The sequence below is a fragment of the Robertmurraya siralis genome, assembly GCF_005502275.1.
In the GTDB taxonomy this organism is placed as follows: domain Bacteria; phylum Bacillota; class Bacilli; order Bacillales; family Cytobacillaceae; genus Robertmurraya; species Robertmurraya siralis.
This window is the reverse complement of sequence record NZ_SWLZ01000020.1, coordinates 66,598-93,054: the sequence shown is the minus strand read 5'-3', so window position 1 is coordinate 93,054 and position 26,457 is coordinate 66,598. Positions and strand designations below refer to the sequence as shown.

Annotated in this window: 20 protein-coding genes and 2 pseudogenes; 17 read left to right on the top strand and 5 right to left on the bottom strand. The window is 39.8% G+C overall.

The window, feature by feature from the left end:
- Positions 1-628: 628 nt before the first annotated feature.
- Complete coding sequence (locus FCJ93_RS18850) at positions 629-1,363, bottom strand: amino acid ABC transporter ATP-binding protein (protein WP_095310517.1); 735 nt, start codon at positions 1,361-1,363, stop codon at positions 629-631.
- A gap of 1,000 nt (positions 1,364-2,363) precedes the next feature.
- Here FCJ93_RS18850 and FCJ93_RS25515 point away from each other — a divergent pair.
- Positions 2,364-2,792 (top strand): annotated as a pseudogene (locus tag FCJ93_RS25515) (DDE-type integrase/transposase/recombinase); the annotation flags it as partial.
- Positions 2,793-3,043: 251 nt separating this feature from the next.
- Here FCJ93_RS25515 and FCJ93_RS18835 read toward each other — a convergent pair.
- Both FCJ93_RS18835 and FCJ93_RS18830 read right to left on the bottom strand, forming a co-directional pair.
- Entirely contained in the window at positions 3,044-3,745 is a 702-nt protein-coding gene (locus FCJ93_RS18835) for an amino acid ABC transporter permease (RefSeq protein ID WP_095310492.1), read from the bottom strand.
- Positions 3,732-4,523 (bottom strand): amino acid ABC transporter substrate-binding protein, encoded by a 792-nt coding sequence (locus FCJ93_RS18830; RefSeq protein WP_137744393.1) that lies wholly within the window; start codon positions 4,521-4,523, stop codon positions 3,732-3,734. The genes FCJ93_RS18835 and FCJ93_RS18830 overlap by 14 nt, the downstream gene beginning before the upstream one ends.
- Before the next feature lie 193 nt (positions 4,524-4,716).
- Here FCJ93_RS18830 and FCJ93_RS18825 point away from each other — a divergent pair, with 193 nt between their 5' ends.
- Entirely contained in the window at positions 4,717-5,256 is a 540-nt protein-coding gene (locus FCJ93_RS18825) for an NADPH-dependent FMN reductase (protein WP_170943592.1), read from the top strand.
- A gap of 96 nt (positions 5,257-5,352) precedes the next feature.
- Here the strand turns inward: FCJ93_RS18825 and FCJ93_RS25700 are convergent.
- A pseudogene (locus tag FCJ93_RS25700) lies at positions 5,353-5,523 on the bottom strand (transposase); the annotation flags it as partial.
- A gap of 424 nt (positions 5,524-5,947) precedes the next feature.
- Positions 5,948-7,663 carry a DUF2207 domain-containing protein gene (locus tag FCJ93_RS18815; protein WP_137744392.1) on the bottom strand — a complete coding sequence of 572 codons (1,716 nt, stop codon included), beginning with the start codon at positions 7,661-7,663 and terminating at the stop codon, positions 5,948-5,950.
- 313 nt (positions 7,664-7,976) lie between these two features.
- On the opposite strand from FCJ93_RS18815, the gene FCJ93_RS18810 reads away from it, so the two are divergent.
- From FCJ93_RS18810 to FCJ93_RS18745, 15 genes are all read left to right on the top strand, one after another.
- Positions 7,977-9,959, top strand: coding sequence for a methyl-accepting chemotaxis protein (locus tag FCJ93_RS18810; protein WP_137744391.1), 1,983 nt, complete (start codon positions 7,977-7,979; stop codon positions 9,957-9,959).
- A 259-nt stretch (positions 9,960-10,218) separates the two neighbouring features.
- On the top strand, positions 10,219-10,386 hold the full coding sequence (locus tag FCJ93_RS25075) for a hypothetical protein (protein WP_170211354.1): 168 nt from the start codon (positions 10,219-10,221) through the stop codon (positions 10,384-10,386).
- A gap of 261 nt (positions 10,387-10,647) precedes the next feature.
- Entirely contained in the window at positions 10,648-12,075 is a 1,428-nt protein-coding gene (locus FCJ93_RS18805; protein ID WP_095310481.1) for an ATPase domain-containing protein, read from the top strand.
- A 14-nt stretch (positions 12,076-12,089) separates the two neighbouring features.
- On the top strand, positions 12,090-12,332 hold the full coding sequence (locus FCJ93_RS18800) for a hypothetical protein (RefSeq protein ID WP_095310479.1): 243 nt from the start codon (positions 12,090-12,092) through the stop codon (positions 12,330-12,332).
- Entirely contained in the window at positions 12,323-14,404 is a 2,082-nt protein-coding gene (locus tag FCJ93_RS18795; RefSeq protein WP_235879539.1) for a LuxR C-terminal-related transcriptional regulator, read from the top strand. Before FCJ93_RS18800 ends, FCJ93_RS18795 begins: the two co-directional genes overlap by 10 nt.
- Before the next feature lie 903 nt (positions 14,405-15,307).
- A complete protein-coding gene (locus FCJ93_RS18790; RefSeq protein ID WP_170211353.1) occupies positions 15,308-15,496 on the top strand; it encodes an aspartyl-phosphate phosphatase Spo0E family protein in 189 nt (62 codons plus the stop codon).
- A 250-nt stretch (positions 15,497-15,746) separates the two neighbouring features.
- Entirely contained in the window at positions 15,747-15,968 is a 222-nt protein-coding gene (locus FCJ93_RS18785) for a CsbA family protein (RefSeq protein WP_408014806.1), read from the top strand.
- A 109-nt stretch (positions 15,969-16,077) separates the two neighbouring features.
- The gene (ahrC, locus tag FCJ93_RS18780) at positions 16,078-16,563 is read left to right on the top strand and encodes a transcriptional regulator AhrC/ArgR (RefSeq protein ID WP_095310469.1); all 486 of its coding nucleotides are present in this window, start codon (positions 16,078-16,080) and stop codon (positions 16,561-16,563) included.
- Between the two features lie 365 nt (positions 16,564-16,928).
- Positions 16,929-18,161, top strand: coding sequence for an arginine deiminase (gene arcA, locus FCJ93_RS18775; protein ID WP_095310467.1), 1,233 nt, complete (start codon positions 16,929-16,931; stop codon positions 18,159-18,161).
- A gap of 78 nt (positions 18,162-18,239) precedes the next feature.
- Positions 18,240-19,244, top strand: a complete 1,005-nt coding sequence (gene argF / locus FCJ93_RS18770) for an ornithine carbamoyltransferase (protein ID WP_306421296.1) — start codon at positions 18,240-18,242, stop codon at positions 19,242-19,244.
- A gap of 63 nt (positions 19,245-19,307) precedes the next feature.
- A complete protein-coding gene (locus tag FCJ93_RS18765) occupies positions 19,308-20,657 on the top strand; it encodes a M20 family metallopeptidase (RefSeq protein WP_137744390.1) in 1,350 nt (449 codons plus the stop codon).
- A gap of 62 nt (positions 20,658-20,719) precedes the next feature.
- Entirely contained in the window at positions 20,720-22,198 is a 1,479-nt protein-coding gene (locus FCJ93_RS18760) for a YfcC family protein (RefSeq protein ID WP_095310463.1), read from the top strand.
- A gap of 74 nt (positions 22,199-22,272) precedes the next feature.
- Entirely contained in the window at positions 22,273-23,238 is a 966-nt protein-coding gene (gene arcC / locus FCJ93_RS18755; protein ID WP_095310509.1) for a carbamate kinase, read from the top strand.
- A 273-nt stretch (positions 23,239-23,511) separates the two neighbouring features.
- Entirely contained in the window at positions 23,512-24,201 is a 690-nt protein-coding gene (locus FCJ93_RS18750) for a Crp/Fnr family transcriptional regulator (RefSeq protein ID WP_137744389.1), read from the top strand.
- A gap of 48 nt (positions 24,202-24,249) precedes the next feature.
- Positions 24,250-25,998: a methyl-accepting chemotaxis protein gene (locus FCJ93_RS18745; protein WP_095310459.1), complete on the top strand. Its 1,749-nt coding sequence runs from the start codon at positions 24,250-24,252 to the stop codon at positions 25,996-25,998.
- The last annotated feature ends 459 nt before the right edge of the window (positions 25,999-26,457 follow it).

Here is a 26,457-nt window from a genome sequence, read left to right as displayed (position 1 = left end):
GAGTCCTCCTTGGTTAACTAAGTTAGGGGTCAATTCTGCAGATTTGACACCCCATATCATACCAAGAGGGCTCTTTTTTGTTCAAGTCCCCGAAAATCTTTCTAACAGGAATGCTCCTTTTTGTTATTTAGAATGAGTGTTTATTTTCCAAAGTGCTTGTTCTGCAGTTTGATGTGTTTTTCTAATCCTCTTTTAGATCTACAATCTTTGTTGTCATTTGAACAGTATCTTTTTTTAGCCTTGCGATTCCCTTAAAAACACTAAAAATGAAAAAGTAACTTATGTATTTTGATGAAGTGGTTCAGATAATAAAGGTTATTCCTTATCAATTGTCTGTGGCAGAGCTGTAAAGAAAATATACACATATAGGACCTGCCTGCAAAACGCAGATATTATACGTTAAGATGGATCTAAGAAAATCGCTTTTTCAATCATATGAAGAACACCTCATATATTGCATTTCAATGATTTTAACATAAGTTTCCTCAGTTTTGGGGAAATAAAATCGAGTATGTTTATTCCATACTCGATAAGTGGGAAGGCAGCGGGCTATTTACTTGTTGGAGCATTGCGGCTGATTTGTTCAGAGTGGAGACAAGAGACATAACTCGGAGTTCTATCGCTGTTTTTATTGTATCATTCGCAAAAATTGCCGTGTTCGCACTTGCTGAGGATTTGAAAATAAAGTGGCAGGAGCGCCTTTTTCAACAACGATTCCGTCTTCCATGAAAATGACTTCATCGGCCACTTCTTTGGCGAAGCGCATTTCGTGGGTGACAACCATCATTGTCATTCCCTCTTTTGCTAAGTCCTTCATGACTTTTAGCACTTCTCCGACTAATTCAGGGTCGAGGGCGGAAGTTGGTTCGTCAAAGAGCATGACATTAGGTTCCATTGCTAACGCTCTGGCGATGCCTACCCGCTGCTGCTGTCCTCCGGAAAGCTGATAAGGGTAGACATCCATTTTGTCGCCAAGGCCGACCTTGTTTAGGAGAGATGCTGCTTTGGTCCGTGCAGCCTTCTTCGTTTCTTTTTTGACAGTTAATGGCCCTTCCATAACATTTTCGAGAGCCGTCTTATGGGGGAAGAGATTATAGCCCTGAAAAACCATCCCGGTTTGCCTTCTGAATGCAGCGATATGCTTGTTTGCGACGCGGCCAGAAAAATCTAAAGTTTGTTCCCCGATTGAGACGACTCCTGAAGTGGGGACCTCTAATATATTCAAGCACCTTAATAGCGTCGTTTTTCCAGAACCGGAAGGGCCAATTACGACGACAACACGCCCTTTCTCGACATGAAGATTAATGCCTTTAAGGACCTCTAATTCTCCGAAATTTTTCGTCAAGCCATTGATGGAAATCATTTTTATCCTCTCCCTTATTTTGCTGTATTGTCAAAACTTTTATAAGCAATAGGTTATAAATGACCTAGTTAGAGGGCTTTGTAAGCAAAAAAATTGCCACCCTCTGAATTTTAAGGTTGGATGAGGTTACCACACGACATCAAAATCCCTAAAATAGGAAGTGACAAGTTGTACCCTCAACTAACTATCTATTAACTTTTATAAACTGTTAAGAACAAATCATTCGAACATTGCTTCCTCTTCTTGTGGGGAAGAGTATGTTCGATAAACTCGTAGAAACGCCCGTAAATAAACCTTTTCAAAAGCCTCAGGTGGACGAACTTTCCGTCATTGCCGTCCCTGAAAAACTTGATTACCAACTACTTCTCACGGAGCAAACCATTGAAACCCGTTCGGAGACATAGAAACGCAAAAATAAGAGTCTCAAAATATAAGGACAAGGTTGCTTTATTCTGGCTATTCTTTGTCCCCATGAACCCTCTATAAGGACAAGGTTCGCTTTTTTTCAGCGTTCTTTGTCCTTATGAACCCTTTATGAGGACAAAGTTTGTTTATTTTTGACGTTCTTTGTCCGTATGAACCTTTCATGGGGACAGACTTTGTTTATTTTCAGCGTTCTTTGTCCTTATGAACCCTTTATGAGGACAAAGTTTGTTTATTTTTGACGTTCTTTGTCCGTATGAACCTTTCATGGGGACAGACTTTGTTTATTTTCAGCGTTCTTTGTCCTCATGAACCCTCTATGAGGACACGCTTTGCTTATTTTTGGCGTTCTTTGTCCTCATGAACTCTCTATAAGGACAAGGTTCGCTTATTTTCAGCGTTCTTTGTCCTCATGAACCCTTTATGAGGACACACTTTGCTTTATTTCAGCGTTCTTTGTCCTCATGAACTCTCTATAAGGACAAGGTTCGCTTTTTTTCAGCTTTTCTTTGTCCTCGTGAACCCCCTATGAGGACAAGGTTCGCTTTTTTCAACTTTCTCTGTCCTCATGAACCCCTTGAAAGAGATTCCGGAGGACCTTAACTACGTAGTAGATGGAAATCCCATCTACCTTCTGGCTCCACACTTTTTCGCCTAGCCCGGTATTCGGTTTGATGTAAAGCAAGTCGTTGGATTGATAAATGAGGACCCGGTTCTGACTGATTATAGGCATTTAAAACAGATTATCGAAAGACTAAATCGGACATTCAAGGGCCATTATCGCTCTGCACAAGGCTTTGGATCATCACAAGGATCTGTTTCTTACGTCACCTTGTTTGTGGCCTATTTTAACTTTCTTTGTCCTCATGCATCCCTAGAAGGGAAAGTACCTGTTGTTCACCCAGAGTTATCAGACTTGCCAACGATGCCAGCTCGATTGACAAAACTCATTGGGTTCGCTCAACAATGGATTACCCAACAAAGGTCTGCCTCACTTTTTGTTTAGCAGATCCCTTGAGTTTTTGAGCTGTTCAGCAATCGGCGGAGCAAACTCTTGACAAACCGAACTTGCCAATCGTTTAAAATGGAAATAACCAAGGGCTATTTGGGTATGTCTTCTATTTGTCCCCTTGACCCTTGTTACCTCACACACAAACCATTGGCGTGTTTGTCAAGAGCAATTGCGTGGCCTTTCCACCTAATAAATGGAAGAGAACCTAAATATCTAAGTAGTTTTCATAGAACTTTTGACACTATCTATTTTGCTGTATATCGATCGAGTCGAGTCTCCAACCGTCCTTGTCCAATTGAGAGAATAAAGCAAATAATCCAGTAGAGAAGAGCGGCTTCGCTGTACAATAGTAAGAATTCATAATTGGTGGCAGCAATTTCCTGGGCTCTTCTAAACATTTCAGTTACTAAAATAAGAGAAGCAAGTGAAGTATCCTTTATTAAGCTAATGAATGTATTCGACAAAGGTGGGACTGAAACGCGAGCTGCTTGCGGGAGAACAACTCTTCGCATTGCTTGTGAATAGGACATGCCAATTGAGTAGGCTGCTTCCCATTGTCCTTTTGGAATGGATAATATGGCGGCACGTATGATTTCGGATGCGTAGGCACCAATATTTAAAGAGAAGCCAATTATCGCCGAAGGAAGGGGAGCGATAATCACTCCGATTGTAGGCAGTCCGTAAAAGATAATGAAAAGCTGAACTAATAAGGGTGTTCCACGAATTGCCGAGACATAGATTCTCGCCATAATTTGCAATATTTTTATTCCGGAAATTCTTGCTAACGCAGTTAAGACTGCTAAAATAAGCCCAAGCGTAAAAGTAGAAAGCGTTAAGGGGATCGTATACAAAATAGCTCCTTCCAATAATGGCAGGAGAGAGTTTTGGGCAATATCGACAAGCTTTGTTATTCTTTCTTGGTCTGCGACAATGTTATTTAAGTACATTTTCGCCAAACCATTTTTCTGATATTTTTAAGTAAGTGCCATCAGCGATCATCTCTTGCAAAGCTTTGTTTACTTCATCGACAAGCGTGTCGCTCCCTTTTCTAAACATGAAGCCGCTCTTTGATGCATCTTCGCTTGTAGCGGCAATTTTCACTTTCGCATCTGGCCGCTGCTTTAAGAAGTCAAGAACTGTTAATTTATCATTAATCGTGACATTAACTCGACCGGAGTTTAATAATTCGATTGCTTGATTAAATCCCTCAACGCCAACGATTTCAGCACCATATTGTTTCGCAATATTAGCGTAATTGCTCGTTAAAGATTGGGCTGATTTTAATCCTTCGATGTTTTCAAAACTTTGAATAAATTCATTATCCGTCGGCACTACGAGAACGGCGGATGAGGTGATGTATGGATCGGAAAAGTCGTATTTTTCGAGGCGATCTTCCCTGATACCGACTTGGTTGGCGACCATATCAAAGCGCTTCGAATCCAATCCAGCAAACATGGCGTCCCATTGCGTTTCCAAAAATTCTGCTTCAACTCCAATTCTTTTTGCTGCTTCCCGTGCGATTTCTACATCAAAACCAGTTAATTCCCCTGTTTCATTATGGAAGCTGAATGGGGGGTACGTCCCTTCTGTTCCAATTCGCAGCTTGCCTCCGTCTTTTACTTCAGCCAATAAGTTGCCTTCGTCACTGTCAGCGTTATTTTGATTTCCACAACTAGCTAAAAGAAGGCATAATAATAATGAAAAAAATATACGAGCTGATTTCAAAGCTTTGTCCTCCTATTCCTTTTTCTTTATCATTTGTTTCTTCTGATTTTTTATCCACCTGAGGCAGGATAATTGACAGGAGATAGGGCAATTGGTATTTTTATCACAGGATTCAGGTATATCATGAAGTGTAAATAGGGTATTGGAGTCCATATAGGGGTATGTTAATGCCTAAATAAGGAGGAAGATTGAATTGTCAGAAAAGTTAAACATAGGGATTATTTTAGGCAGCACGCGTGATGGACGTGTAAGCCCACAAGTAGGAGAATGGGTGAAAGGTATCGCTGATCAGCGAGGAGATGCAAACTATGAAATCGTAGATATCGCCGATTACAAACTCCCTTTCCTAGGTGAAGGAGATGCACCTGGAATTGCTGCTTGGAATGAAAAGCTTGATAGCTTAGATGGCTTTGTTTTTATCGTACAAGAATATAATCACAGTATTACAGGAGCTTTAAAAAATGCCATCGACTTAGCACGTGAAGCATGGAACAATAAGGCAGCAGGGATCGTGAGCTACGGTTCCACTGGGGGAGCACGTGCAGCAGAGCATTTACGCGGAATTTTAGGAGAATTAATGGTTGCGGATGTCCGTACGCATCCAACTTTATCTCTGTTTACAGATTTTGAAAACTTTTCTGTTTTCAAGCCACAAGATATTCATGGTGAGAACATTAATTTAATGCTTGACCAAGTAACAACTTGGAGCCGTGCATTAAAAACGATTCGTTAAAAATGTGAAAAATAGGCTGAGTCAAAAGGTCGTTAGGAAACGACTTTTTGACATCAGCTTTTTCTTTTATGAAAGTTTTAAGTATATTTGGTTATTTTATGGTGAAAAGGGGAATTCCCCTTTTTTTGTTTTATACCCCATGTCTTTTTCTACAGTAGATTCTATATGACTGATGGTTTGAAAATCAGGTTTTTGATTTCCTGAAATCCATATGAAGTAGATGTTTTCACCTAATTGCTTTTCGATTTGATGAGAAGAGTAAATCTGATTCCAGTACGCTTAAAGAATATTTTAGAGTGGTAAGGCGGCCGTCCATCGCCTTTTTGTAGAGAAGTAAGTAGAGTCGGATTCATTTTCTACTGCTAAATTAACCAGTCTGGTGAGGTGTTGACCTGAAATGAGGGCTTCGATAACCATTGGTAGAACTAGTTGGCAAGTCGTAGGATAATTCTTGTATATGAGAAAATCGCCTTTTTATGGTTTAGTAGGTTATGGTGACTTAGTTATGCCAAAAGTGGGAGATTTTCTTATATCCTATGTGCATATTGTTGATTGGAACGGTGGCGACTCCTGCGGGGAAAAGCGGCTTGGTCCCGCCCGCGGAAAGCGCCGTCTGAAGTGGAAATCAACTATTTACATAAGAAGAGGTGCCCAAAAAGCTAAGCTTCTGGGACACCTTCTTATTTGCGTCTTAGAAGGCGCCAGAACCGCCACCACCACCTCCAACCCCGCCACCGCTAGACATCGACGAGCTACTGCTTGTCGTTGATTCACTCGTTGTTTTATGGGCAGAGTGAAAGTTAGAGGATGCGAGTGGTCCGATAAGCAAGAGGGAATGAATATTCGCCCCATAAGGATCAACGTCATAATTGGAATTAAGGCTTGTGTTCGGACGTTTGAATGCTTGGATGAATTTCTGATTGGTCTCGATTATTTTTTTGTCATTTATCCCAACTCCATAAATATATGAACGCATTTGTTCATCGCCAGATAAGTTTTCCCACGTTTTCATTGATATTTTTGGCAAGTGCTCTTTCATTCGTTGCCATTCGTGTTTGATCATCAATCCGTTCCATGTCTTTGGCCTGTATGTTATGGCAAGGACAATATATACCCCGCTTAACAATATGAAGGCAAAAAACCAGCCAAATAATTCGTACCCAAGTGTTAAAAAGCTATAGGCTAATTGAAGAATGCCCAAAATAGCAAAAGTCCAGCGCAGTTTTCCTCTTTTTTCATACAATGGCTGAGTCTTCACTTCCATCTGAACAGCTTTTTGCCATTCTTGCATTTTCGTTTGATATTTTCCATGATTTAATTTATTTTTCGTGTACTTTTGTAAGTCTTCAAACTGGAATTCACCATGAGAGCCCACTTCATAAAAGAGGAAATTCATAAGAATTTCTTCATGCTGGTTCGCTGGCTTCACTTTTACAAGCTGGAAACTTTCCTCTGTTTTCGTTACAAAGCCTTTTCTGACTAAGTCAAGAAGGGCTGCAGAAATTGCTTCTGTTGGAATATGTCCTTTTGTAAAATAAATCATAGCAGGTAAACTTAATGTTTCTTTCGGTATGAAAAATGCTTGCTGCATTTTACGCTCGACATCGATCTTTTTTCCACGTGCGCGCAGTCCGGAGATGAGAACAAATAACACTAGAAAAAGGAGCGAAGCAATGACTACATAGAGTGAAGCGCTATGAAGTGATTCTTGCATTTTGGCTCTTGCCGCTGCTTCTTCATATAGTTCTGTTTGTGCTTTTAGAATTTCACCTTTCATCGCTTTATCGGCGGTAACATTCGCACTAGGGAAGAGAGAGGCTGGATAAGCGACGCGAATGTCACCATTTTCACCATCTGGCACTTCGCCTAATTGAAATAGAACGGGGCCTTCTTGTTGAATGACTTCTCGCTCAAATGCTTGATCGTATCCAAAGGCAATCACGTCGTCTGTTGCTGCCGGAGGATGAATCGTAATCAACATTTTTTCATACGTTGATTCATTCCGGTCATCAAAGAATGGCCAATAGAACTCCGCCACGTCTGTATAGACATTGACCCCATTCGCAATCGTATAAGTAATGGCGATCGTAATCGTTTCATTTGCACCTTTGCGATGGACTTTATACAAGTTGTCATCTTTTTCAACTTTTAAAGTTTTTCCGTTCTCTGTAGCTTTAAATTCCGTAATCTTTGTGCCATTTTTCGGGAAAATCTCCCTTGTAATGCCGTTGAAATCACCATCAAAAGAATATGTGTGGATCTCTTCAACATTGACATTTCCATTCTCTTGTAAAAATGCATCAATGTTGACAGACGTAATCGAATAATCAACAGCTAATCCTGTTTTGGGGAGAAAAAGGAATATGAACATAGCGACAAGTAAGGTTAACGATATTTTTTTCTTCATTGGAAATGCTCACCTACTTTCTTTATTATTTTACGATTTGTCGAGGAAAAAAGTTTCATGAGCAGGAATAAATACCCACCAAACAAATTTTTGAAATTGTAATCGCTTTAAATTGAGAATTAGTAAAAATGATAGAAAAGTTCATATTTTAGTAGAGTATTCCCTATATAAGTTTCCCTTTTGTGCCGATATAATTCTTAATATATGGATTGATTTTGCAAAGCTCTTTACTGGCATCTATGAAATTTGTACTATATTTGAGACGGGCAGTAAGAAATGATTCAAATTCCACAAATAGAAGGAGTAGAGACAGATGAAGAAAATTGCCGCAAAGTGGAGACTGAGCTTAAGTAGTAAACTTTATATTATTTTTTTAGTCTTTTTGATCGTTCCGACCTTTGTTGTCAGTATGATTTCTTATCAAAGTGCAGAAAGGGAGATTGGTCAAGAATTATTTGAAGGGGCTAAGAGAAGTGTATCTTTACTGAATTCCAATATTGATTATACTTTCTCTCCAAAGCTGCATGATGCACAATATTTTTCACAGCAAGTGAAGTCGGAGCTTTATGAAGACGTGAGTGATTCGTCAGAATTAATGATGAAGCTAAAGCAGTATGCAGATACCCATCCTGAGGTAATGGTAGTATATGTAGGAACTTCAGATGGAACGATGATTACGTATCCGGAACTTGATTTACCGGCTGATTTTGATCCTAGAACCCGTTCCTGGTATACAGATGCGGAAGCTAATAAAGGAAATACAGTGATTACGTCGCCTTATGTTGATGCAGCAACAGGTGGGATGGTTGTTTCAATTGCTCATACATTAGAGGATGGCTCAGGCGTTTTTGGAATGGATATTGATGTTCAAACGATGCAAGAAATAGTAGAAGGAGTCGTCATAGGGAAAGAGGGATACGCCCTATTATTAGATTCAAATCAACACTATATTTTAAGCCCGCATGAGGAAGTAGGAGCACCGGCAGAAGAAGCGTTTTACAGTCAACTTTATGACGCCGAAACGGGTAGTTTTGGGTATGTGCGTGACGGTAAAAAGATGGAAATGACGTTTGTTACGAATGAAACGACTGGTTGGAAAATAGCAGGTACATTTTTTGAACAAGAAATACAAGGTGCTGCTCAGTCAATTCGAACTAATTCTTTAATTGTACAAGTGATATCTGTTATTTTAGGGCTAATAATAGTCTTCATAGTCGTGCGCTCAATAACGAAGAGATTAAAAGATTTGCAGTTGAAAGCTACTAAAATTGGCGAAGGGGATCTAACAGAAACGATTGAAGCGAAAGGGAATGATGAAATTAGCGAACTAGCTCATTCCTTTAGCGACATGCAAGAGAATTTACGTGATTTATTGAAAAAATTAGAAGAAAGCTCTGTACATTTAGCTTCTTCAGCTGATCAGTTAATGGCGAGCTCCGATCAGACAAGCCAAGCGACCGATCAGGTAGCGAAAGCGATAGTCGGAGTTGCAAGTGGAGCGGAGCAACAAACTGAATCGATTGATGCAACTGTTGAAGCGATTAATGAAATTTCTCAAGGCTCGGTACAAATTGCTCAAAGTTCTTCCGCAGTAACGGAGTTAACAAAAACAACAACCGAAAAAGCGGAAGAAGGAGGTCAATCGGTGAACAAAACGATGGAGCAAATGAGATCGATTGACGCTTCTGTGCAGGAGTCAAATGAAATTATTAAGCTCTTATCTCAACGTTCAGATGAAATTGGAACGATTTTAGAGGTGATTACAGGAATCGCTGATCAAACTAATCTCCTTGCTTTAAATGCAGCGATCGAGGCCGCAAGAGCAGGGGAAGCGGGCAAGGGATTTGCAGTTGTAGCGGATGAAGTAAGGAAACTTGCTGAGCAATCACAAGTATCGGCCCAGCAAATAGCGGAGCTTATTCAAGCCATCCAGCAGGATACTGAAACGACCGTTCAACAAATGTCCCATGTGACAGAAGATGTAAAACAGGGATTAAACGTTTCTGTTGAAGCGATTCGAAAGTTTCATGAAATTTTAGCGAGCATGAAAGATATTACTCCACAGATGGAATCAATTTCTTACACTGCTGAGGAGATGTCTGCAGGTCTTCAAGAAATTGATGTTGTTGCAAAGGAAATTGCTGATTTTGCAAAAAGCAATGCGGCAACTTCTGAGGAAGTAGCTGCTTCAACAGAAGAACAATTGGCGTCAATGGAAGAGATTTCATTATCAGCGAAGTCATTGGCTAAAATGGCAGAAGAGTTGCAAGAGCTTATTAAAAACTATAAATATTAAATCGTAAGAGCAAGGAGCTGTAGACAAAGAGGTGGTCTACAGCCTTTTTGCTATGCAAATATGAGTGAGAGAACAGATATGCGTTGTCAAAAGTCAATTGAATGCAAAGGAAAAGCATGATACTGTCTAAAAAACAAATTTACTGCAGGCGCTGCTTAATGCCTCTTGCTTAAAAGCTCGCAATCTAGTTGATTGAAGTGAAAGGAGCTTAACTCTTGGAGGGAAGTAGAGTTACAACTGGGGGAGGTGAGTGTGCCTCGTGTCTAATCCTTCTGCGATTCAACCGGAATTGCAAGGAAGCGTCATTGCTTTATCTCGAATGAGGCTTCTATTCGACCGGGAAAGAAGAGACAACGGGGCAGCTTCGTGTTTAATGCCGCTCCTATTCGACCTGAAGCACGAGGAAGTGACTACCCTACCGGTTTAATCGGTCCCCCACAGGAGTGTCAGCGACAAGGAAGTTTGACGAGCATCCTCCGAAATTTTCAGTTTTATTGAGCCTTTGTTCTGAAATAGACAAGGAATTTATTTTAGTTTTACCAATTTAATCGACATGTTTACACTTTTTCACAAAAGTATTTAATAGGTCTTCTCAAGCAGGTATAATAGTTTTATATCGTTCTTCATAAATCCTTTTAGGAGATGAATATTCAGAATTTTAAAAATAGGAAGCAAGGGGGAGAAATAGATGAGTCAATATACTTCAACAGGTATTCACGGACTTGACTTTCTGCTTAACGGCGGATTTCCAGCAGGTGCTTCGATTTTAATAGAAGGATTACCCGGAACTGGGAAGACCAATTTAAGTATGCAATTTCTCTATAATGGTGCTGTTCAATACGATGAGCCAGGAATATATATAACCTTTGAAGAACTACCTGGTCAATTATATAAAGAAATGAAAGCGTTTGGGTGGGATATTCCTGCGCTAGAACGTGAAAATAAACTGAGAGTCCTCTGTATATCACCACAGGTGTTGTTAGAGCAAATGGAAAGGCAAAATGGACTCTTTGAGCAAATGATTCAGGAGATGGATTGCAAGCGAATTGTGATTGATAGTATTAGCTTGTTTCAGATAGGGGACGATAGCGTTGAAATAAAAAGGAAAACACTCTATAAGCTTCGCAATATTTTAAGAAAGTTTAATTTAACGGCATTGTTAATACAGGAGCAGACAGCAGCAATTGATCCGGAAGTTTCCTATATTAATTATGTGGTTGACGGCGTTATACGTTTATCTTTAAAAGACTTCAAGGAGCATTACCGCCAGCGAACACTTGAAGTGTTAAAAATGAGAGGGCGGAAAATTGTCGAGGGTGAGCATATTTATCGGATCACTGATGAGGGAATTCAACTGTTACCTGCCTTTTCCATGGTAGAGGATAAATCGCATTTATATGAATCAAATACGGTTACAACAGGCATTGCCAAGCTTGATCAACTATTGGACGGGGGGATCCCACATGGTTCTGCTTTTATAATAGATACGAATAGTAAGGCGAACTACAAATATTTAGCAGCTTCGATCGCAGTAAATCGCCTTTTAGCAGGCGAGAGTTTAATCATTTTATTATCGAGTCTTTCGACAATTAATGATATAGAATTTTTATATGAGCTGTACGGAGTAAATTTAAAAGAATACGTGGAAAAAAAGAAGATCTTCTTTATCGAACATTATAATCGCCCTTCTCCACCAGGCTTTGAAGGGGCAATTATTGACGTGTCCAACTTAGACAATGATGAGTATCGAAAAATAATTGTCAATGGTCTTGAGCCATTTACTCATTCAACCTTAAATCCTGAGGAGAAATGGTTTGTTTATTATGATTTAAACACGATTGTTTCTCAGAGGGGGAAAGCCTTTCTCGAAACATTTTATGCGGAGGAAATATCAAGACTTAATTCAGCTGGTTTTAGTGTTCTATCATTGTCAAACTTTACAGAATTAGGTCCGCAATTATCTAGTTTTGTCGAGCGCACCTCAAATGGAGTCATCAAAACGTGGGTAGAAGGAAGCTACCAATACGTCCAGCTCTTAAAATCACCATTAGGAAAAATGTCATCTCCATTGCTTGTCGAAAATATAAATAAAAAACCATTTATTAATCTAATATAGGAGGGGGGGACCAGATGTTACAGTTTAATCCCCTGAAAGTGGAGTGTACTCTATTTTTCGAAGAAAATCCTTATACATTGGAAACAGCTGAGGGACTGGCCTTGAGATTGGGAAGAAAAACAGCGGAATTGGTACTTATATTAGAGCATTTAGTAACCGATTCCATTCTTGAAAAAATAGGTGACGGTGAGCAAGCCATCTATCGTTATGTTCAACCTGATAATTTTCAAATTCCGAGGGAATTCATATGGGAGTAGAAAAGACTCTTCAAAACCTTCAAGATGGATATGCTCACTTACTTGATTTAATGGTTGTACTGGTCGATGAGAAGCGATTATTAAAAACAAAGATCTCCTACCCGAAAAATGGCAACGAGGAATTTTTAGCGCAGCAGATGATTGCAAGCATTCCTGCTCTCACAAAAATAAAAAGTACGATCTATGTCGATGTCTTGCCAGGATTAAAGGTGCTAGCGGCACCGATAATTACGAACAGTCAGGAGCGGTTATACTTAATAGGAGGAATGCTTGTAGAGGATGAGATTTTTGATGCCTTAAAAAAATATCTTCAAGAGCACAAAGAGGGAGCGGTTTTCTTACATAATTTACAATCGGTTAAAGTTGTTTCGAATGATGAAAAAGCAAGGATTCTTGCCACCTTTCAGCAACTTTCGAGTTCAATTCAATCGCTCTATCAAAATCAGGTATATGTGGATGCTTTTCAAAATAAAATCTTAAATGCAAAATGGGCTGTTGAAAACATTACGGATGAAAGATTTAACCTGGATGTATTGATTCAGCAATTTAAGAATTTAAACCCGGATTTGAGTTTTGTGGGCATTGCAGTCCATAAAGAAGAAGAGAGGTACCTGATCCAACACTTCGCCGGTCAGAGTATGGATAGGGTTTTAGGGATTGAGGTAGCATTAGGAGAAGGTTTTTTAGGACAAGTTATCATGACAGAAGAATACTCGTATTGGACGCATATTCAAGAGGACCCGCGGCTGGTCACATATAGAAAATACGGTTTATCTCCAAGAAGTTTGTTTTGCCAGCCAATTAAAGTAGGTAATCAAACGAAGGGGCTTTTATTTGGGGGCAGTGAAAAAGAAGAGGAATTGTTTGATCCTGTTGACATTAGTATACTGGCTTCTTTTATCGGTGTTTTTATGGTCCAACAAAGCTTAAAAGAAAGTTCTAATCATCATTTTTTACAATTATCCACTTTCAATGAAATTTTCAGTGTGATGACAAAAGTGAATAATGTGAAAAGAGTCCTCTATATTTTAATTGATATGGGTATGAATATTTTATCGGGTTCCTTTGCATCCGTACTTTTTAAGGAAATTCAGGTACAGAATAAACTCTCTCTTTTATCACGAGGAATGAAAAACGAGCAATTAAGTCAATACGGCCGTGACCTTGGAAAAAGGCATTTTAGCAATAAGTTAGTGGAAAAAACAGAGGGGATGTTCCATGAACTAACGAATGGGGAACTTGTATATGAAATGCCTATTACATTTCGAAGTGAATTATTCGGAGTGCTTAGTATAGGGATTCGCAGCAAGGATGAAGTTAAACCGTATATTCCTTTTCTATCGAGTCTTGGTATTGCAGGTGGAATTTCGATTTATTTATTGCAGAAAGAACTAACTCAACAATCTGACGAAAAACTGGTTAATCTACTCACTAGATTGCTAGAAAAAAATGAGTCAGAGAAGTATGAGCGGAGTGTTGAAGCGCGCAGGTTAATAGCAGGGTTCGCTAAAGAAATAGGCTTGGATTCAAACGAAATTAGTGCATTGGAAAATGCATGTACCCTTATTTATTATGAACAGGAAATGTTGTTAGATGCCATTTCTGATAAAGAAACGATGGAGCTCATGCAGCATTATTATCGAGCGCAGGAGTGGAAAAAGGTTAAAAATGATTTAGTAATGTTGCTTTTTATCATTCTTGATCGTGTCGGTGAAAAGATTGCTCAACCAATTAAACAGCAGCTTCAGAATGATCCCCTCTACAAAACATTTGTGGAGTGGGAGGAGCGAAACTATATGGCAGAAATTGAAATTCCATTTGGTCAAGAAAACGACATGGAATTAGGAGCTGAGCAAGAAGAAATCAAGAAGAAATTGAATTTATCAAATCGTGAAATGGAAGTGCTCCACCAAGTATTAAAGGGCTTAAATAATCGCGAGATTGCCCAGTCTCTATTTATTAGTGATCATACAGTAAAGAACCATATGACCAATATTTTGCAGAAGCTGGGCGTTACCGATCGTTCTCAAGCGATTGCGAAAGTATATCAAATGGGGTATACGCCCCAATAACAACGGCAGTGCGCAAAAGCTCGATATTTCATCATGATTGTTACTGCGCGCCTTCAAAAGCGCTCTTCCATTTAAACTGTTCAATAAAATTTTATAAATGAGGTTGATACTCTGACTGCTGTGGTTCTAAACCAGAGCAGTTTTTTCGTGTTGTTTTGCTTTCGTTTGTAGTGGCTAACTTTTTAATGAGTGGATCTGCATCTGGGGCAAGCAGCCAAAGCTAAATGCACTGTAGGCTGACCTTATTGAAAGAAAGGTTCTTTTGACCCGGCATTAGCGAAAACATCGCAGAAACGATTTGAACCTTAATGGTTCCAAAGACGCCTTCGTTTTGGTGTGACTTTAGAGTAATTTTTATATATGTATTTACGTCTAAAGGAACCTGCATAGACCACCGAGGATAAACGGCGATGAATATGAAAAAAAGGTGCTTCAAATTTATTTAGGATTCCTTGTGCTCATGATAGGATTCCATTCCTATTGGAGAAAAAGGGAGGGCAGTGGGATGGTTTATCACGAGTGGTTCAAGCAAACTACCAATTAGAAGTAGTTTAGCTGGAGGAGATAGTATGAAAGATTCACTGCTTATGAGTTTATGCGTTCTATATATTCAAAATGGGTGGGATCCACATGTTCTCTCCAACAAGTATGGAGTAACCGAAAGCCAAATTGGCAAGTATTTATCTTTTTTAATAGAGAAAAAAATAATTTTTAAAATAAGTGGGACATTTATATACATTCTTCCAGAGGAGGGTTCCTATCACACTATAGGAGAGAATAGGAATAGTATCCTAAAAAAGGAGAAATAAGAGAATTGGGAATTAGAGGGGATTACGAAACGGATGAACATCCTCCAAAATGAAGATAACAAAAACAGGAAGGTTCAGGAGGAGGACGGATGTTGTGGAGCGACTGAAGGAAGGAGAACGAATTCTCAAACAAATATCTGAGCACAAACGGAAATTAGTAAAAATCGCTAAAGATAAAGGGATGCATAGTGCTGAGACGCTCCGCTGCAGTCAGGAGCTGGATGAGTTGATTAATTTGTTCTATCGAAACTTGCATGCAGGTTATGAGAATAGTCGAAGATAATCTTCAGCTTTCCCATGTATGGAAATAGGGCTATCCGATAAGTCCTTAAAATAAAGATTACCCTGGCTTTTTAGACAGCTCCTTAATTAGGAAAATGAAAAAGGTCATTTTAAATAAAAGCTTCACTGCGGAATACGGTTAAAACAAAAGGTTTACTTGAATTGCTCGCCTATTTGCCTATCACATTGAAAAAAGCTATTCTTAGTTTAGTAACTTTGTATTTAATGTGAAGAAGGTGTAGATAGTGTTAATGAAAGTAGTAATGGCGCTCCTTTTACCTGGAATTCTTGTCGTGTTATTTACGAGAGTAACCTATAATCGCTACATAGGGCTGATACTAACGGTTGCGCTTATTACGGCGTCTGTTTACAAAGGTTATACTAACTCTTTCTTGCTCATCGTAATTGATGCCTTCTCCTTAACGGCTGGCTTTTGGTATGCTCAACGTTTGGCGCAGAAAGCGCGAAGCTAAATGACAAGATCTGTAATAGAATCGACACTTTTTCTGTAAAAAAAGAGGAACGTTCAATGTACAATCAAATTGAAGATTGACTCGATTTTTACAGGAGAGGTGTATTCACATGTCAAAGGGCCAAAGGCATCATCTGATTAGAGAACTGGTTCGTATGCATGAAATTGAAACACAAGAGGATCTTGTTAGACTTTTATGTGAAAAGGGGATGAAGGTCACTCAAGCGACTGTTTCTAGAGACATAAAAGAGTTGAACTTAATTAAAATTCCTCTAAACACAGGGAGTTTTCGCTACAGTTTGGTTGGAGATGTTAATTATAAACCACATGAAAGACTTGAACGTTCACTTGTTGAAGTATTTGAAAAATTGAGCATGGTCGGCCCCCTTATCGTCCTTAAAATAAGCCCAGGTAACGCCCATGTAATTGGTGCACTACTGGATCAAATTGATTGGCCGGAGATGCTTGGAACGGTTTGCGGAAATGATACTTGCTTAATCATTTGCCGCTCTGATGAGGACGCGATCATCATGAATGACCGTCTCCTTAAATATGTTGGTATGGAAACTGCTAACCCAAAAAAAACTTTCATTTAAAAGACGATCCCTCTTTTAGGATCGTCTTTTTTTGCTTAATGTGTTCGGACGATCATAATGAATAATCGTCCTTTTTTATTGTGCTGTTCTAATAAATAGTCAGAATATATTTATTTTATAAGCCGTGATCTGAAAATATTCTCGAAATATGCAGGAAAAAGTAGAACGATGACAGAGAAAATAATGTTGAAAGCGATTTCTTTGTAAAAATATACAAATAGTTGAGTTGTGTATAATATTTTTTGTGAAATAATTCACAACCAATGTTCAAGGATGACCACAGTTTTAACAATATAAACCTTTTATCATGAAAAGTGTAAAGGATATCCATACAAAATGTTATAGGAAATGAAGGAGGTTTTATTATGAGGCATCCGATTCACGTAACATCTGAAATTGGCGAATTAAAGACTGTTTTGCTTCATCGTCCAGGGAAAGAAGTAGAAAATTTAACTCCAGAGTTTTTGCACAAATTACTATTTGATGATATTCCTTATCTTCCTACGATTCAAAAGGAACATGATTATTTTGCAAACGCTTTAAAAAACCGTGGTGTTGAGGTTCTATATTTAGAAAATTTATTGACGGAAGTTTTAAGTTCGGAAGAGATTCGCCTCCAGTTCATTGACCAATTTTTAGCGGAGAGCAAGTCGAATGTAAATGGAGCAAGGGAAACTTTAAAGGAATATTTGCTTTCATTTCCGACCGATCAAATGGTCGACAAAATGATCGCAGGGGTCATGAAAACTGAAATTGAGGAAGGAAAGAAAACTCATTTATACGAGTTTATGGCAGACCATTATCCGTTTTATTTAGATCCGATGCCTAATCTATATTTCACACGTGATCCGGCAGCGGCGATTGGCAACGGCTTATCTATTAATCGCATGAGAGAAGGAGCACGGCGCAGAGAATCGATGTTCATGGAATACATTATTAAATATCATCCACGCTTTGCAAAGCACGATGTTCCTGTATGGCTTAACCGGGATTATGAATTCGCTATTGAAGGCGGAGATGAACTGATTCTTTCGAAGAGCACGGTTGCGATTGGGGTTAGTGCACGCACTTCTGCGCGAGCGATAGAGAAATTGGCACTCAACCTTTTTAAACGTCAAAGTGACATTACCAAAATAGTTGCCGTTGAAATTCCAAAGAGCCGGGCATTCATGCATCTTGATACGGTATTTACGATGGTGGACTACGATAAATTCACGATCCACCCAGCTATCCAAGGGCCTGACGGAAATATGCGAATCTATATTCTTGAAAAAGGCAAAGACTCAGAGCATGTAAAAATTACGGAGCGGAGTAACTTAACAGAATGTTTGAAGGAAGTGTTAGGGCTGGATGAAATTCAACTTATTCCGTGCGGTGGCGGAGATGTCATAGCTTCTGCCCGTGAGCAGTGGAATGATGGTTCGAATACTCTTGCGATTTCGCCTGGAGTCGTTGTGACGTATGACCGAAACTATGTATCGAACGAACTGTTAAGGGCAAGCGGCATAGAAGTGATAGAGGTACCGAGCTCGGAATTATCAAGAGGCCGTGGGGGTCCTCGTTGTATGAGTATGCCAATTATGAGAGAAGATATTTAATCGATCAGAATGGTATCTGTTATTCATCTTTATACATTAGTAAACGAGCAGACATTTTAGAAAAAGGTGGAGAGGATTATGTTGACTGATAAGAAGCCAAATTTAAAGGGAAGAAGCTTTTTAGCATTACGCGATTTTACTGAGGAAGAGATTAATTATTTAGTAGACTTTGCAGAAGAGCTGAAGGTGAAAAAGAAACAGGGAATTCCCCATAAATATTTGGAAGGAAAAAATATCGCCTTACTGTTTGAAAAGCCTTCGACAAGGACAAGATGTGCTTTTACGACAGCGACCATTGATTTAGGAGCCCATCCAGAATACCTCGGTAAAGGAGATATTCAATTTGGGAAAAAGGAATCTGTAGAAGACACTGCCAAAGTATTGGGAAGAATGTTTGACGGGATTGAATTTAGAGGCTTTAGCCATGAGACCGTGGAATTGCTGGCGAAATACTCCGGTGTTCCTGTTTGGAATGGTTTAACGGATTTATTCCATCCAACGCAAATACTGGCAGATTTTTTAACGGTTAAGGAGCATATCGGGCATCTTAAAGGAGTTAAGTTTGTCTATGTCGGCGATGGCCGCAATAACGTTGCCAACAGCATTTTGATCGGAGGGGCAAAGGTAGGAATGGATGTCCGCATTTGTTCACCAGCTTCCCTATTCCCAGATGAAACAATTGTGAATTATGCGAAGGAAGTGGCGAAAGAGTCCAATGGACGAGTCATCGTAACGGAGGACATCGCCCAGGCCGTTGATGGTGCTGATGTTATTTATACGGATGTGTGGGTTTCAATGGGTGAAGAAGATAAATTTGCAGAGAGAATCGAGCTATTAAAGCCTTATCAAGTAAATATGGAAATGCTGAAGCTGACTGGAAATGATAATGTCATGTTTCTTCACTGTTTGCCTGCTTTCCATGATTTAGAAACGCAGATTGGCCGTGAAATTTATGAAAAATTTGGTTTAACAGCGATGGAAGTGACAGATGAGGTTTTTCGAAGCGAGCATTCTCATGTTTTTGATGAAGCGGAAAATCGCATGCATACGATTAAGGCGGTAATGGCTGCGACATTAGGGTAATTTTCATGACCAGGGAAAGGTTTTTCCTTTCCTTGGTTAATAAACCTGAAATAAGGTGATGCCATGAATGATTTTCATGAAATTAGAGAGGAAATTGAACGATTAAAAGCGGATTATATTCATTCGTTGGACGAGTTGATCAAAATTAAAAGTGTCATAGATGAGGATGATTCCCCCTTTCCTTTTGGCAGCGGAATTAATGAAGCGCTCAGAACAGCGTTGGCGATTTGCGAGCGATTAGGCTTCCGGACCTATTATGATCCGGCTGGCTATTACGGTTATGCAGAGGTTGGAAATGGACAGGAAATGGTTGGAATTCTTGGACATCTAGATGTCGTACCGGCAGGGCGGATTGAGGAGTGGAGCTATCCTCCATTTCAAGCCACTATTCAAAACGGCAGCATGTACGGAAGAGGAACACAGGATGATAAAGGGCCGATACTGGCCACCGTCTTTGCGGTAAAGGCATTAATGAATTTGCACAAGCCTTTTCAAAAGAGAATTCGGATTATCTTTGGGACCGATGAAGAAACACTGTGGAGATGTATGCAACGTTATCGTGAACAAGAGGAATGGCCGACAATGGGCTTTACACCTGATGCCATTTTTCCACTCGTTTACGCAGAAAAAGGTCTACTTCAGTTTTTGTTAAAAGGGAGAAATCAAACTTCTTTGCGCATGAATGGCGGGGATGCCTTCAATGCGGTGCCAAGGAGTATTCATTATCGTGGCGAGAAGCAGAAAGAGCTTGAAGAAAAGCTCCGTGAATTAGGCTTTGCATACGTTCCACAAGCAGCTGGATTGACCATTTTAGGAAAGCCAGCTCATGCTCAAGTGCCTGAGGAAGGAATTAATGCAATTACGCGTTTATGCATCGCTTTATATGAAATAGATGTCCATTCCAGTGTCATTGATTTTGTCTACGAAAAGGTAAGTACAGATGTATATGCCAGCGCTATTTTTGGGGATGTTCAAGATGAAGTATCAGGGCCTCTTAAGTTTAATATTGGGAAAATTTCGCTTCAAGATGAAGAGGTTTTGTCAGTGGATATGCGCATTCCTGTAACGGCTGATAAAAGTGAATTAGTAAATCGGTTAAGAGAAGTGATTAAACCGTATCAGCTTGAATACGAAGAGGTTGATTTTCTTGATTCAATCTATGTCCCCACCGATAGCCCGCTAATTCAAACTTTAATGAAGGTTTATCAAGAATCGACAGGTGATAAGGTGTCAGAGCCGATTTCGTCGGGTGGTGCAACCTATGCAAGAGCAATCGACAATTGTGTTGCGTTTGGAGCGATATTTCCAGATCAAGAAAAAGTGGAGCACCAGCCTAATGAATATATAGAGTTAGAAAAAATGTTCAAGGCTATGGAAATTTACGCACTAGCGATCTATGAGCTAAGTAAATAAAGGAACATTCATAGCTACATCGTTCTATATGGAAAATTAAATAGGTGTTAGGAGGCTTGAACATGAAAAAATTTAAAATGCCTACTGCTTACACGATTTTATTCTTGATCATCATCGCCATTGCTGCGCTCACTTGGGTTGTTCCGGCCGGTGAATATGAAAACAAAGACCCAGGGTCCGAAAGCTTTGAACCGGTTCCAGGCACTTATTCACCAGCAGAGCAAAATCCGCAAGGCGCCTGGGAGGTACTTTATGCCCCGATAAAAGGTTTCTTTGATGCTCAAGATATTGCCTTTTTTGTCATTGTTATTGGAGGTTTTTTAGGTGTTGTAGTAAAAACAGGGGCAATTGATGCAGGCATAGGTCGAATTGTCCGAAAGCTGAAGGGAAGGGAAATTTGGCTCATCCCCGTGTTAATGACGGTCTTTGCAATTGGAGGAACAACTTATGGGATGGCGGAGGAAACGATCGCTTTCTACCCGCTTGTGATTCCGATATTAATTGCCGCTGGCTACGATTCTTTGACCGCTGTCTCCATCATCGCTTTAGGTGCCGGTGTCGGTGTGCTTGGATCGACCATGAATCCATTTGCTACCGGAATTGCATCTGGTTTTGCTGGAATTTCGATTGGCGAGGGTTTATTGCTTCGCCTGATCATTCTTATTGTAGGTCTTGCTATAACAGTCGCCTTCGTGATGAAATATGCAAATCGAGTCAAAAATGACCCGCTGAAATCCCTTGTTGCTGATATGAAAGAAGATAATGAAAAGCATTTCCTTAAAGGGCAAGCAGAAGAGGTTCTCGAGCTTACTGGGAAAAGAAAAGCCGTATTAACCATATTTGCGGTCACGTTTGTGATCATGATTCTTGGTGTTATTCCATGGGCTTATAAGTTTGATATTCCATTCTTTGAAAATATGAATAATGCTATTTTAGGAATTCCTGTTATTGGGAAATTATTAGGCTCGATCATTCCGCTGGGAGACTGGTGGTTTGGAGAACTCACTTTATTATTCTTGTTTTCTTCTATTATTATTGCCTTTGTTTATAAAATGGGAGAGGTTGAGTACATTAATACTTTTGTAGATGGAGCAAAGGATCTATTAGGTGTTGCCTTAATCATTGGCATTTCCCGCGGTATTTCCATCGTGATGAATGATGGCGGAATGACGGCTACGGTTCTCCATTGGGGAGAAGAGCTATTGGCCGATGTGGGTCCAGTTGTTTTTACTAATCTATCATTTTTATTCTATCTGCCTTTGTCATTTTTAGTTCCATCAACCTCTGGATTGGCCACTTTATCAATGCCGATTATGGCACCTTTAGCGGAGTTTTCAGGTTTAGGACGGGATGTTGTCATTACAGCATTTCAAAGTGCCTCCGGAATTGTCAACCTTGTTACTCCAACAAGTGCCGTTATTATGGGAGCGCTCGCAATAGCCCGTATCCCTTACAACGTATACCTTAAGCATGTGTGGAAGCTGCTGCTTATTCTGACCGTTGTAGTGATGGCAATTATGAGTATTTCCGTATTGATTTAAACGCCAGACTTATTTAAATGTGTCACACGGCTAAGAAGCCGTCATTTCAGAATAGTAGATGTTGGGAGGATCGTATTATGTCAAAAAGAATTGTTGTCGCTCTGGGTGGAAATGCGATTCAAACTGGGAATGGGGCAACTGCCGATGAGCAGCAGCAAGCCTGTATCCGTACAGCACGAGAATTGGTGAAGTTAATTAAAGATGGTCATAAATTAATTATTACTCACGGGAATGGCCCGCAGGTTGGAAATTTATTGCTTCAACAGAAGGCCGCTGAGTCAGAAACGACGCCTGCGCTTCCTCTTGATACATGCGGTGCCATGAGTGAAGGGATGATCGGCTACTGGCTGCAAAATGCGATGGATAAAGCCCTTTTAGAAAATGGGATTGAAAAAGATGTGGTAACAGTAGTAACAAGGACATTGGTAGAGGAAAATGATCCGGCATTTGTCCAGCCAACAAAACCAATTGGCCCTTTTTATACAGAGGAAGAGGCGAAGAGACTAGAAAAAGAACAAGGCTTTGTCTTTAAGGAGGATGCAGGCAGAGGTTGGCGCAGGGTTGTCCCTTCACCTAAGCCGACAGCAGTATTAGAGTACCGAATTATCAATCAATTAGTGGATGATGGAGACATCGTCATAGCTGGTGGAGGTGGGGGAATTCCAGTCATAAAAGGAACAGATGGAATTGAAGGAGTGGAGGCGGTCATCGATAAAGATTTTGCTTCACAAAAATTAGCAGAATTAGTTGATGCTGATATTCTCCTGATTTTAACGGCTGTTCCTAATGTGGCGATCAATTTCAATCAGCCAAACCAGCAATTTTTCAATGAGGTGACTGTGGAGGAGCTAAAAAAACATATTGCTGATGGACAGTTTGCACCAGGAAGCATGCTTCCCAAAGTAGAAGCAGCTATTGAGTTTGCTAAATCGAGATGCGGGCGAAAAACAATTATTACTTCCCTGACTCAAGCTTATGGTGCGATTACAAATGGTGCGGGGACACATATTATCGCGAAAGAAGAATTGGTTATGCACTAGATTTTCAAGCTTTAAGAGACTGCTATTTTAGTGGTCTCTTTAGGCTATTCTCCCATTTATAAATCCTCCTCCATTTCCCAGTTCGCTCTTTTTAGCTTGAGAAAGAAATGCCTTATTTGGGATGAGATAAAGAGCGGCGTTATCCGCGGAAAAATGCTGAATGGATGTTCGAAAATTGCCATACAACGGTAAGTTGAGCGCTTTCTTAACTATATATAATAGAATTGTAGAGTCGACCATACATCACTGTAACAACAATGAGGAGGGGTATAGATGAAACCAGAAAACATTGTTGAATTATTAAAGAGCTTTGAAGTGTTTTCCCATAGTTCTGAGAAAGAATTAATTCAATTAAGCTCATTTGTGTACTGGAGAACCTATAGAAAGGGACAAATGTTGTTCACCGCTGGCGATCCCCGGGAAAGAATCTATTTATTAGTGGATGGATTTGTAAAGCTGGAAAAAAACAACTCTGACGCGACTCTTTTGTATTCAGATTATATTAAGCCAAATACATTATTTCCTTATGGCGGACTTTTTTCAGATCCGGATTATCATTACTCAGCGATAGCTGTTACGGATGTGGAATTATTATATTTGCCAACCTTTTATTTTGAAGATACAGTGAAGCGAAGTAAAAAGCATCTCCTTCATGTTGTTCGTGAATTATCGTCTATTTTAAGATTACATGAAACAAGGCTGCAAAAAATGACGAACTCAAATGCAACTGAACGAGTTATTCATACGATAAGCTACTTGATGGAGGATTTGGGCAGTCAGGAAGGGGATGTGATTACTCTTAGATGTCCAATTACGACAACGGATATCTCCAATATTTCAGGAACCTCGAGAGAGACAGTTAGCCATGTGATCAATGACTTAAAAAAGAATAAGATCCTATCTTTTACTTATAAAAAAATGACCATTCATGATCAGCAATATTTTCAGTTGGAGAGCTCTTAATAGTTGGTATTGGTGAAATCTCGCTTAAGGGACGGAGATGAGTGATGAATGAAGCAAAAAGAAACGAAACTGGGCACGAAAATCACATGGTCATTAATGATTGTCATGGTTTTTATTTTAGTCATGACGGTCTTTATTTTGATTCAAAATACTTCTAAAGCAGTTGAGCAAACGATTTCAAACTATAGTATACAAACAGCAGAAAATATTGTTGGCTTCATTGATGTAAACCAATATGAAGAGTTCCTTGCAACCAAAGTGGAGAATGATGATTATTGGGAGCTACGGGAACAATTAAATGATTTAAGAGAAAAAACCGGTTCGTTTTATGTTTACACATTAGCAGTGGATGATGACAAAAATGTAATGATGTACATCGATGGTCTGCCAAGGGACTCTGATATTTCCGCATCAATTGGTGCTCCAACTACGGCAACAACTTACGAAGATATCGAACCAGTTCTTGATGGAAATGTGAGTCATACGGAAATTGTTCACGATCCGGAATATGGGGATTACTTATCAGCGTTTGCCCCTATTACCAACAGCAGCGGCAGTGTGATTGGAATATTAGGAGTGGATATTGATGCCAGAGCGGTAGGGGCTATCCAGAATACAGTTAATAAAGAAGGGTTGCCTTTATTCATCGGAGTAAACGTTTTGGCCATTGCCATGGCAGGTGGTGCTTTATTTTTGTATGTGAACCGAATGCTGAAAAGATTTCCATCACTAACAAGAACAGCAAATGTGATTGCAGAAGGTGATCTAGTTGCGGCTGATAAAATAATGAAGGAAGAGCACAGCAATAGTTCAGGAGAAATGAAAGTTTTATCAGACGCCTTCAGCGTTATGATTCGAAATATGAAAGAGATCATTTTAAATATTTCTGCTACTTCCATGAAGTTAATGGGGGCAGCAAAACATCTGAACGCAAATGTTTCTGATGTAAATGAAGCAAGTACGATGATTGCAAAATCCGTAACAGAAGTGGCTAGCGGCAATCAAACACAACTCCAGAAGACGAATGAATCGAAAGTCGCTATTGAACAAATGGCGCAAGGAATTCAAAATATCGCTGAATCGGCAAGCCATGTAGCAGAATCGTCACAAGAGATGATCAACAAAGTTAAACGTGGGGACGAAGAACTAACAACAGTTATGAATCAAATCGATAGGATTCAGGCAACTGTGTCCCAAAACTCTAATGTTACAAAGGAATTGGGGCAACAGGTTCAAGAAGTGGAACTCATTTTAAAAGTTATTTCTAATATCGCCGATGAAACCAACTTATTAGCTCTTAATGCTGCAATTGAAGCAGCAAGAGCAGGGGACCATGGCAAGGGATTTGCTGTTGTAGCAGACGAGGTAAGAAAGTTGGCCGAGCAATCCAAGCATTCTGCGGAACAAATTTCACGGCTAATTGCAAAATATCAGCACACCACGATACAGGTCGTAACAGAAATGGACAATAGCATAAATGAGGTAGAACTCGGCGTCAACGCCATCCATTCAGCCGGTGCTACCTTCAAAGGAATCTTTGAGGCGATTCAAAAAGTAAACGAAGAACTCCAAGAAGTGACAGCAACAACGGAACAAATGTCAGCAGCCTCAGAAGAGCTATCCGCTTCCATCGACGAAGTCGCCCAATTATCCCAAGCATCCGCAAGCTACTCAACCGAGGTTGCCGCCTCAACCGAAGAGCAGATGAACATTTTCAACGATATCAAAAGATCAACGGACCTTTTACAAACACTATCTGAACAGATGGACGAAGCAATTAAGAAATTCAAGATTTAATGCGAATATGAGAATGAAAGCGACCAATGGAAATGGCAATTTCGTGGTCGCTTTTATTTGTCGCTGCTGTTACTTGGGGGTTAGGATCAAAACCTCTGGGACTCTGGATCATAGCGGAGCGCAAACAAGTAGGAATCGGTGCAATCTCGTACAGATCGCGCACAATCAAAACGAGATCAGTGAAATCCTGAGAAGAATACGCGCAAACAAGGAAGAAACCGTCGCAATCCCAGCCAAAACACGCACAAAGCAAGATCCGCGTAATCGACGCGAAAGCACACGAAACCCTCCCTCGCACTTTCGTACAACTCGTCCAAACCACTTGCAATCCCCACTCAAAATTGGCAAAGTCCTCTTTCAAACTCCCAATTTTGAATGAAACTATTTCCAAAAGTAAAAAAAACGAATATCCGTTCGCATATTATTGGTTAGTTTTTGATTGTTTGTGGTAGAATGAGA